The organism is Dapis purpurea BLCC-M126 (assembly GCF_050015975.1).
Classification (GTDB): Bacteria; Cyanobacteriota; Cyanobacteriia; order Cyanobacteriales; family Microcoleaceae; genus Trichodesmium.
Map to the genome: position 1 here is coordinate 1 of NZ_JBNHER010000208.1, position 1,524 is coordinate 1,524.

General features: G+C 36.9%; 2 protein-coding genes. Both read right to left on the minus strand.

Annotated features, from left to right (window positions below; all coding sequences use genetic code 11):
• Positions 1–113: 113 nt before the first annotated feature.
• Positions 114–707 (minus strand): chemotaxis protein CheC, encoded by a 594-nt coding sequence (locus tag ACP6PL_RS18195; protein WP_426546685.1) that lies wholly within the window; start codon positions 705–707, stop codon positions 114–116.
• 15 nt (positions 708–722) lie between these two features.
• The gene (locus ACP6PL_RS18200) at positions 723–1,082 is read right to left on the minus strand and encodes a response regulator (protein WP_426546686.1); all 360 of its coding nucleotides are present in this window, start codon (positions 1,080–1,082) and stop codon (positions 723–725) included.
• Between the last annotated feature and the right edge of the window lie 442 nt (positions 1,083–1,524).

The following is a 1,524-nucleotide window of genomic DNA, read 5'->3' on the forward strand; positions in this document are numbered from 1 at the left end:
ATTATCAATTATCCATTATCCATTATCCATTATCCATTATCCATTATCCATTATCAATTATCCATTATCCATTATCCATTATCCATTATCCATTATCCATTAATGAAGCCACATTAAAAATTTTCGATGACAGTGAGTAAATCCTGAAAAGAACCCACTTTAAAGAACAGAATAATATCCCCTTTGAGTTGTAACTCCTCAACATCAAATCTGGCCTGGGCTAAAAGGACAGAATTCTCAGGTTCTCGCATCGGTACCAGGTGTCCAATATCTTCCTCAGTATAAGTAGGAACAGCATAGTCCATTGGCTGGTCTAACATATTACTCATCGACCCCATTACACCATTAATCACAATATTCCCCACTTCAGTCAATGTCCCAATTTTGAGGGCATCTAAGTCGGGACTTTCAACTTCTTCTCCAGTGAGGACAGAAACTAGACTAGCTGCACTTTCCGTGGGAAAAACTAACTGTGCTGTACCAGCAAAAGACCCACTAAAATTCAATTGTACTGAAGATAATGGATCGAGACCTAAACGTTGGCTCAATACCTCCTGTAGTTCAACTCCTGATAGTATCTCTAACAAAGGCACTTGTAAGCGGATACGAAACTCTATCATTTCGTTCAGCATTTTCGCCGCTTGGCCAATACCAACATTAATTAACTCTGTCAGGATATCAAGTTGCTCGTCTGTGAGATTTACCACTTTAAATTTCCACCTTTATGCTTGGAGTGCTTGAGAAATCGCTTCTTTAATTTCAGGAGGTTTTGGAGGTTTTTGTAACATGGTAAAAGCTCCTAACTCTTCACATTGAGCGCGGGCAGCATCTTGAATATCTGCTGATAATACAATAACAGGAATATTAGAGCCTTGCTCTTGAAGTTTTTTTAGTACCCCAAAACCATCAAGTTCTGGCATTAACAAATCTAGGAGAATACAATCAGGAGAATTCGTAGCAACTATTTCCAAGCATTCTTTACCATTACCAGCTTCTAGAATTTCATGGTTGTCTTCTTTGAGAGCTTTTTTTACCATTCGACGGGCAAATGCTGCATCATCTGTAATTAAAATTAAGGCCATAAATTCTATTCACCACACTATTACCAAATTTGGATTATATCTCATCCTATTCCTTGTAAAAGTCAAAAGTTAAAATTCAAAAGTCAAAAGTAAGAAAAAGTTAAAAGTAAGATTTGATAGGTTCAAAACTTTGACGCGCTCAGTAATTTAAGGTTAAAAACTGTCGCGTTGTTTATAGAACCGATTTGATATCTATATAATTATGCAAGTTAAGTCTTTTCGTGCATCAAGAATGAGGAAAAATTATCTCAAGGAGTGTTGAATTTTTTTTATTATTTCTCCCCACATCTTCCCTCTTTCCTCTTTCCCAATTATTAATTATTAATTATTAATAATTAAATAATTCTGGTTTAAAGCCGGACCTTGGATAGGGGAAAAAGCGGTTGAGGGATGGCGAGGTTTCCCGCTCTTAACAGAGCCGCTCCGAATTGCGCCATATCCA